General features: G+C 42.1%; 5 protein-coding genes, 11 tRNA genes and 1 rRNA gene. All 17 read left to right on the top strand.

Annotated features, from left to right (window positions below; translation table 11 throughout):
* The first annotated feature begins 91 nt into the window (after positions 1 to 91).
* The 17 genes from rrf to HT736_RS10900 all read left to right on the top strand — a co-directional run bounded on the left by rrf (position 92) and on the right by HT736_RS10900 (position 7,486).
* Positions 92 to 207: ribosomal RNA gene (gene rrf / locus HT736_RS10980) — 5S ribosomal RNA — on the top strand.
* 4 nt (positions 208 to 211) lie between these two features.
* Positions 212 to 284 (top strand) — tRNA-Val (locus HT736_RS10975).
* Between the two features lie 5 nt (positions 285 to 289).
* Positions 290 to 360: transfer RNA gene (locus HT736_RS10970), tRNA-Gly, on the top strand.
* Positions 361 to 393: 33 nt separating this feature from the next.
* Positions 394 to 467 (top strand) — tRNA-Ile (locus tag HT736_RS10965).
* A gap of 82 nt (positions 468 to 549) precedes the next feature.
* Positions 550 to 639: transfer RNA gene (locus HT736_RS10960), tRNA-Ser, on the top strand.
* A gap of 10 nt (positions 640 to 649) precedes the next feature.
* Positions 650 to 723 (top strand) — tRNA-Met (locus tag HT736_RS10955).
* 3 nt (positions 724 to 726) lie between these two features.
* Positions 727 to 799: transfer RNA gene (locus tag HT736_RS10950), tRNA-Phe, on the top strand.
* Positions 800 to 811: 12 nt separating this feature from the next.
* Positions 812 to 892: transfer RNA gene (locus tag HT736_RS10945), tRNA-Tyr, on the top strand.
* A gap of 4 nt (positions 893 to 896) precedes the next feature.
* Positions 897 to 967 (top strand) — tRNA-Trp (locus tag HT736_RS10940).
* A gap of 14 nt (positions 968 to 981) precedes the next feature.
* A tRNA-His gene (locus HT736_RS10935) sits at positions 982 to 1,054 on the top strand.
* Between the two features lie 13 nt (positions 1,055 to 1,067).
* Positions 1,068 to 1,139 (top strand) — tRNA-Gln (locus HT736_RS10930).
* A 9-nt stretch (positions 1,140 to 1,148) separates the two neighbouring features.
* A tRNA-Leu gene (locus HT736_RS10925) sits at positions 1,149 to 1,232 on the top strand.
* A gap of 106 nt (positions 1,233 to 1,338) precedes the next feature.
* Positions 1,339 to 2,616, top strand: a complete 1,278-nt coding sequence (locus HT736_RS10920; protein ID WP_050223658.1) for a glutamyl-tRNA synthetase — start codon at positions 1,339 to 1,341, stop codon at positions 2,614 to 2,616.
* A gap of 76 nt (positions 2,617 to 2,692) precedes the next feature.
* Positions 2,693 to 4,177: a threonine synthase gene (gene thrC / locus HT736_RS10915; RefSeq protein ID WP_050223657.1), complete on the top strand. Its 1,485-nt coding sequence runs from the start codon at positions 2,693 to 2,695 to the stop codon at positions 4,175 to 4,177.
* 60 nt (positions 4,178 to 4,237) lie between these two features.
* Positions 4,238 to 5,518: an MATE family efflux transporter gene (locus tag HT736_RS10910; protein ID WP_050223656.1), complete on the top strand. Its 1,281-nt coding sequence runs from the start codon at positions 4,238 to 4,240 to the stop codon at positions 5,516 to 5,518.
* A gap of 3 nt (positions 5,519 to 5,521) precedes the next feature.
* Positions 5,522 to 6,145, top strand: coding sequence for an HAD family hydrolase (locus HT736_RS10905; protein ID WP_050223655.1), 624 nt, complete (start codon positions 5,522 to 5,524; stop codon positions 6,143 to 6,145).
* Positions 6,146 to 6,307: 162 nt separating this feature from the next.
* Complete coding sequence (locus HT736_RS10900) at positions 6,308 to 7,486, top strand: LysM domain-containing protein (protein ID WP_054393247.1); 1,179 nt, start codon at positions 6,308 to 6,310, stop codon at positions 7,484 to 7,486.
* Positions 7,487 to 7,769: the final 283 nt, after the last annotated feature.

Below are 7,769 nucleotides of genomic sequence, written 5' to 3'. Positions count from 1 at the left end.
CGAGGACTTATCCAAAGTAACTGAGAATACGAAAGCGAACGGTTTTCTTGATTTGAATAGATATTCAATTTTGAGTAGGTATTACTCAGAGTTAAGTGACGATAGCCTAGGAGATACACCTGTACCCATGCCGAACACAGAAGTTAAGCCCTAGAACGCCGGAAGTAGTTGGGGGTTGCCCCCTGTGAGATAGGGAAGTCGCTTAGCTCTAGGGAGTTTAGCTCAGCTGGGAGAGCATCTGCCTTACAAGCAGAGGGTCAGCGGTTCGATCCCGTTAACTCCCATTTTAGCGGGTGTAGTTTAGTGGTAAAACTACAGCCTTCCAAGCTGTTGTCGCGAGTTCGATTCTCGTCACCCGCTTTGAACTTTGTTCTTTGTACCAAGTTTTAACTTGGGCGCGTAGCTCAGGTGGTTAGAGCGCACGCCTGATAAGCGTGAGGTCGGTGGTTCGAGTCCACTCGTGCCCATAGTGTTTAGTCCATTACTAGAGAATTGAAACATTATCTTTTCACTAAGAGGACACGGGTTTGTTCCCGTATAAACTATTTTGGAGGATTACCCAAGTCCGGCTGAAGGGAACGGTCTTGAAAACCGTCAGGCGTGTAAAAGCGTGCGTGGGTTCGAATCCCACATCCTCCTTTTATATTAACGCGGGATGGAGCAGCTCGGTAGCTCGTCGGGCTCATAACCCGAAGGTCGTAGGTTCAAATCCTGCTCCCGCAATAAGGCTCGGTAGCTCAGTTGGTAGAGCAATGGATTGAAGCTCCATGTGTCGGCGGTTCGATTCCGTCTCGCGCCATTTATATATTTTGGAAGGGTAGCGAAGAGGCTAAACGCGGCGGACTGTAAATCCGCTCCTTCGGGTTCGGGGGTTCGAATCCCTCCCCTTCCATTTTACGGGCATAGTTTAAAGGTAGAACTAAGGTCTCCAAAACCTTCAGTGTGGGTTCAATTCCTACTGCCCGTGTTAATAGAATTATGGCGGGTGTGGTGAAGTGGTTAACACACCAGATTGTGGCTCTGGCATGCGTGGGTTCGATCCCCATCACTCGCCTATTTTATATTATTGGGGTATAGCCAAGCGGTAAGGCAAGGGACTTTGACTCCCTCATGCGTTGGTTCGAATCCAGCTACCCCAGTTACTATTTGCCGGCGTGGCGGAATTGGCAGACGCGCTGGACTCAAAATCCAGTGTCCGCAAGGACGTGCCGGTTCGACCCCGGCCGCCGGTATAGTATAGCGTTAGGAACGTAGTTAATCTTCGTTCCTTTTTTGTATTATTTTTGGTATAATAGTAGTTATTCAAATTTTATTTAGATTAAGAAAGTGTAGGGGAGTATGTCTTGTTCTATCGATTTATTAAAACATCGGTATTTGAAAAATATTAAAGAAAATCCTGAATTGTTTGTCGGAATTGAGTTGGAGTATCCTGTTGCAAGTTTAGAAGGGGATGCTACAGATGTTGAAGTTATAAAGGATCTATTTCATTATTTAGTTTCTACTTTGGATCTCACCGTAGCAAAGGTAGATGATTTTGGCAATCTGATCCAGTTAGTAGATCCGATAAGTCAGGATGCTATTTTGTTTGAAGTTTCCTATACTACGATTGAATTTGCGTTTGGTAAGGTTAAAGAGATTCAAGAGGTAGAGAATCGTTTTAATAATTATATGAATGTAATTCAGAGAAAATTAAGTGAATCAAATCATGCTATTGTTGGCTGTGGCATTCATCCTAACTGGGATAAGAATGAGAACTGTCCAGTGGCTTATCCACGCTATCAGATGTTGATGGATTATTTGAATTTGAGTAGAAATATTATTAAATCAGATTTACATCATTTCCCTGAATATGGTACTTTTATCTGTGGGAGCCAGGTTCAGCTGGATATTTCAAAAACCAACTACTTGCGGGTGATTAATGCTTTTACTCAAATTGAAGCGGCTAAGGCTTATGTATTTGCCAATTCTGAGTTTACAGGTGCGGATTGGGATACAAAAATTTCAAGGGACATCTTCTGGGAAGAATCGATGCATGGCATCTATCCAGAGAATGTTGGGGTTAATACTAGACTTTTTGATGATGAAGATGATTTTTTTGACTATCTCGATCATTCTGCGATTTTTACTGCGGAACGTGATGGACAAACCTATTATTTTTATCCCATTCAGGCTAGGGACTATTTGGCTACATCTGAAATCCAAGCATATGCTCTTAATGGGGATGAGATTCTTATTTACCCTCAAGAGAAGGATTTTGAAACTCATCGTAGTTACCAGTACCAAGACTTAACGACTCGAGGAACAGTTGAGTTTCGTAGTGTGTGTACTCAGCCTCTAGATAAAACCTTCGCTTCTGCTGCCTTTCACTTGGGATTATTAGTTAATTTAGATAAGTTAGAAGCTTACTTAGAAACAGCACCTTTCTTTAAAGAATTTGGGCGAAATTATAAATTTTTAAGACGACAATTTTCTAAGAAAAAGCTTACAGATCAGGAAGAAACTGCGATTATTGGATTTTCCAAAGACTTACTCCTGCTAGCCGAGGAAGGACTGAAGATGAGAAATAAGAAAGAAATGACCTACCTACAGCCTTTGAAAGAAGAATTGAGCCTATAATTTCTCTTACTAAAGGGAGAATTTTCTGAAAAATCATGATATAATGGAAGAGACTATAGATAAAGGATAGAGAGTAATGACATTAGTTTATCAATCAACGCGTGATGCCAACAATACAGTAACTGCTAGCCAAGCTATTTTGCAAGGTTTGGCGACGGACGGCGGTTTGTTTACACCGGTTACTTATCCAAAGGTAGATTTGGACTTTGACAAATTGAAAGCTGCTTCTTATCAGGAAGTTGCTAAGATTGTTTTGTCAGCATTTTTAGATGACTTTACAGCTGAAGAGTTGGACTACTGTATCAACAATGCCTACGATAGTAAATTTGATACTCCAGCTATAGCGCCTTTGGTGAAATTAGACGGTCAATACAATTTGGAACTGTTCCATGGTTCAACGATTGCCTTTAAGGATATGGCCTTGTCTATTTTGCCATACTTTATGACAACAGCTGCTAAGAAGCATGGTTTGGTGAACAAGATTGTCATCTTAACAGCGACATCTGGTGACACGGGGAAAGCTGCTATGGCGGGGTTTGCGGATGTGCCTGGTACTGAGATTATTGTCTTTTATCCAAAGGATGGTGTCAGCAAGGTACAAGAGTTGCAAATGACCACTCAGACTGGTGGTAATACTCATGTTATCGCAATAGATGGTAACTTTGATGATGCCCAAACAAATGTGAAGCATATGTTTAACGATGGGGCTCTTCGTGAAAGATTAGCGGCCAACAAGTTGCAATTTTCATCTGCAAACTCTATGAACATTGGTCGTCTGGTGCCACAGATTGTTTATTATGTTTATGCCTATGCTCAGTTGGTTAAGACTGGTGAGATTGTGGCTGGTGATAAGGTCAACTTCACAGTACCAACAGGAAACTTTGGAAATATCTTGGCTGCCTTTTATGCTAAGCAAATTGGTCTCCCAGTTGGCAAATTGATCTGTGCTTCAAATGACAACAATGTTTTGACAGACTTTTTCAAGACACGTGTTTACGATAAGAAACGTGAGTTTAAGGTAACAACTAGTCCATCTATGGATATTTTGGTGTCTTCAAACTTGGAGCGCTTGATTTTCCATCTTTTGGGTAATGATGCTGAAAAGACTGCTGAACTCATGAATGCCTTGAACACGCAAGGACAATATGAGTTGACAGATTTTGATGCAGAGATTCTTGATCTCTTTGCGGCTGAATATGCGACTGAGGAAGAAACTGCAGCAGAAATCAAACGTGTTTATGAGTCAGATTCTTATATCGAGGATCCACATACGGCGGTTGCCTCAGCAGTTTATAAAAAATACCAAGCGGCTACTGGGGATGCGACTAAGACAGTGATTGCTTCAACAGCTAGTCCATACAAGTTCCCAGTGGTTGTAGTAGAAGCTGTGACTGGAAAATCAGGGCTTGGCGACTTTGAAGCCTTGGCTCAATTACATGATATTTCAGGAGTGGCAGTGCCGCCAGCAGTTGATGGGCTTGAAACAGCTCCTGTTCGTCACAAGACAACAGTGGCAGCTACTGACATGCAAGCAGCGGTTGAGGCTTATCTAGGACTTTAAGACAGAGGGAGTAAACTCGGTTGGGAAACCAACTGAGTTTCTTTTCATCAGGAGGAGAGATTGTTTAAGAAAAATAAAGATATTCTTAATATTGCCTTACCAGCTATGGGTGAAAACTTTTTGCAGATGCTCATGGGAATGGCGGACAGTTACTTGGTAGCCCACTTGGGCTTGATAGCTATTTCGGGTGTATCAGTAGCTGGCAATATTATCACGATTTACCAGGCGATTTTCATCGCTCTGGGAGCTGCTATTTCCAGTGTTATTTCAAAAAGTTTGGGGCAGAAGGATCAATCTATGCTAGCCTATCATGTGACTGAGGCGTTGAAGATTACCTTACTCTTAAGTTTCCTTTTAGGATTTTTGTCCATCTTCGCTGGGAAAGAGATGATAGGACTATTGGGAACGGAGAGGGCTGTAGCTGAGAGTGGTGGACTGTATCTATCTTTGGTAGGCGGATCGATTGTTCTCTTGGGCTTGATGACCAGTCTTGGTTCCTTGATTCGTGCAACGCATAATCCACGTTTGCCCCTCTATGTTAGTTTTTTATCCAATGCCTTGAATATTCTCTTTTCCAGTCTAGCTATTTTTGTACTGGATATGGGGATAGCGGGTGTTGCTTGGGGGACTATTCTGTCTCGTTTGGTTGGTCTTGTGATTTTGTGGTCGCAATTAAAGCTGCCTTTTGAGAAACCGATTTTTGGTTTAGATAAGGAACTATTGACCCTAGCTTTGCCAGCAGCTGGAGAGCGGCTTATGATGCGGGCTGGTGATGTCGTGATCATTGCCTTGGTCGTTTCTTTTGGAACGGAGGCAGTGGCTGGAAATGCAGTCGGAGAAGTCTTGACCCAGTTTAACTATATGCCTGCCTTTGGCGTAGCTACGGCAACGGTCATGATAGTGGCCCGAGCAGTTGGGGAGGATAATTGGAAAAAAGTGGCTAATTTAAGCAAGCGAACTTTTTGGCTTTCTCTGATCCTCATGTTACCCTTGACCTTCAGTATCTATGCTTTGGGTATACCACTAACTCATCTCTATACGACTGATTCTCTAGCGGTGGAGGCTAGTGTGCTAGTGACACTTTTTTCACTACTTGGTACTCCTATGACGATAGGAACAGTCATCTATACAGCAGTCTGGCAGGGGTTGGGCAATGCTCGGCTTCCCTTTTATGCGACAAGTATAGGAATGTGGTGTATCCGCATTGGAACAGGATATCTGATGGGGATTGTGCTTGGTTGGGGCTTGTCTGGTATTTGGGCAGGGACTCTCTTGGATAATGGTTTTCGCTGGTTATTTCTACGTTATCGTTACCAGCGTTATATGAGCTTGAAAGGATAGGAAATGCAAAAAACAGCTTTTATTTGGGATTTAGACGGGACTTTATTGGACTCTTACGAAGCGATTTTATCAGGGATTGAGGAGACCTATGCTCAATTTTCTATTCCTTATGATAAGGAGAAGGTGAGAGAGTTTATCCTCAAGTATTCTGTGCAGGATTTGTTGGAGAAAGTTGCGGAAGAGAGAAAGCTGGATGTGGAAATGCTAAATCAGGTGCGTGCACAGAGTCTGGCTGAGAAGAATGCTCAGGTAGTTTTGATGCCAGGTGCGCGTGAGGTGTTGAATTGGGCAGACCAAACAGGAATTCAGCAGTTTGTTTACACTCATAAGGGAGACAATGCTCTTACCATTCTCAGAGACTTGGGTTTGGAATCTTATTTTACAGAGATTTTAACCAGTCAGAGTGGCTTTACGCGGAAGCCAAGTCCAGAAGCGGCTATATATTTGCTAGACAAGTATCAGCTGAATCCTGATAACACCTATTATATAGGGGACCGGACTCTGGATGTGGAATTTGCCCAGAATAGTGGGATTCAAAGTATCAACTTTTTAGAGTCGACTTATGAAGGAAATCACAGGATTCAAGCGTTAGCAGATATTTCCCGTTTTTTTAAGGCTAAGCGATAAAAAGATTGTGTCAGTTTTGTGACAGAGACCTAACAAACTGTTTCAAGTAACAGAGTTTGTTACAAGGAATAGACAGTTCTGTTAAATAGGCCCGAGAGGGCTTTTTTTCTGCATTTTTTGTGTTATCATAGACAGGTACTCATTTGAAAGGAATAGGAAAGAATGAAGAAAAGAATATTATTAGCTTCAACAGTAGCCTTGTCATTTGCCCCAGTATTGGCAACTCAAGCAGAAGAAGTTCTTTGGACTGCACGTAGTGTTGAGCAAATCCAAAATGATTTGACTAAAACGGACAACAAAACAAGTTATACAGTACAGTATGGTGATACCTTGAGCACAATTGCAGAAGCCTTGGGTGTAGATGTCACAGTTCTTGCGAATTTGAATAAAATCACTAATATGGACTTGATTTTCCCAGAAACTGTTTTGACAACGACTGTCAATGAAGTAGAAGAAGTAACGGAAGTTGAAATCCAAACACCCCAAGCAGACTCTAATGAAGAAGTGACAACTGCGACAGCAGATTTGACAACCAATCAAGTGACTGTAGATGATCAAACTGTTCAAGTTGCAGATCTTTCTCAACCAATTGCAGAAGCGCCAAAAGAAGTCTCATCAAATTCAGAAGTTACAGAGACAGTGACTGCTACAGAAGAAGTGACACCATCTACAGGAACTTCTGTCCCAGAGGAGCAAACAGCCGAAACAAGTAGTGCAGTTGCAGAAGCAGCTCCTCAGGCAATGACTCCAGCTGAGAAAGATGAAACTCAAGCAAGCACTCAAGCTGAATCAGCAGTAGAAGCAACTACAACACCAGTAGAAGAAAAAGCTCCTGAAACAACTGCAACAAGTTCAGAAGCAAAAGAAGTAGCATCATCAAATGGAGCTACACCAACAGTTTCTACTTATCAACCAGAAGAGACGAAGATAGTTTCAACAACTTACACAGCTCCAGCTGCGCCTGATTATGCTGGACTTGCAGTAGCGAAATCTGAAAATGCAGGCCTTCAACCACAAACGGCTGCCTTTAAAGAAGAAATTGCCAACTTGTTTGGCATCACATTCTTTAGTGGTTACCGTCCAGGAGACAGTGGAGATCACGGAAAAGGTTTGGCTATTGACTTTATTGTACCAGAAAGCTCAGAACTAGGGGATAAGATTGCGGAATACGCTATTCAAAATATGGCCAGCCGCGGCATTAGTTACATCATCTGGAAACAACGTTTCTATGCTCCATTCGATAGCAAATATGGGCCAGCTAACACTTGGAATCCAATGCCAGACCGCGGTAGTGTGACAGAAAACCACTATGACCATGTTCACGTTTCAATGAATGGATAAACCAGACTTGGTAATATCATTTTGACGAATGAGATCTAGCTTTCGTGATAGGAAGTAGGTCTTGTTCGTTTTTTATTTGTCATACTCTTCGAAAATCTCTTCAAACCACGTCAGTTTTATCTGAAACCTCAAAGCTGTGCTTTGAGCAACCTGCGACTAGCTTTCTAGTTTACTCTTTGATTTTCATTGAGTATCAATTTGAATGGAAGATGGGAAGTTTCTGTCTTGTAATGATTCAAGCAACATTCTTGCAATCTATTTTACTTTATACTCAATTGTTTTC

Source organism: Streptococcus sp. 339, assembly GCF_013277285.1.
Taxonomy (GTDB): domain Bacteria; phylum Bacillota; class Bacilli; order Lactobacillales; family Streptococcaceae; genus Streptococcus; species Streptococcus pseudopneumoniae.
This window is presented reverse-complemented; position numbering and strand designations above follow the sequence as displayed.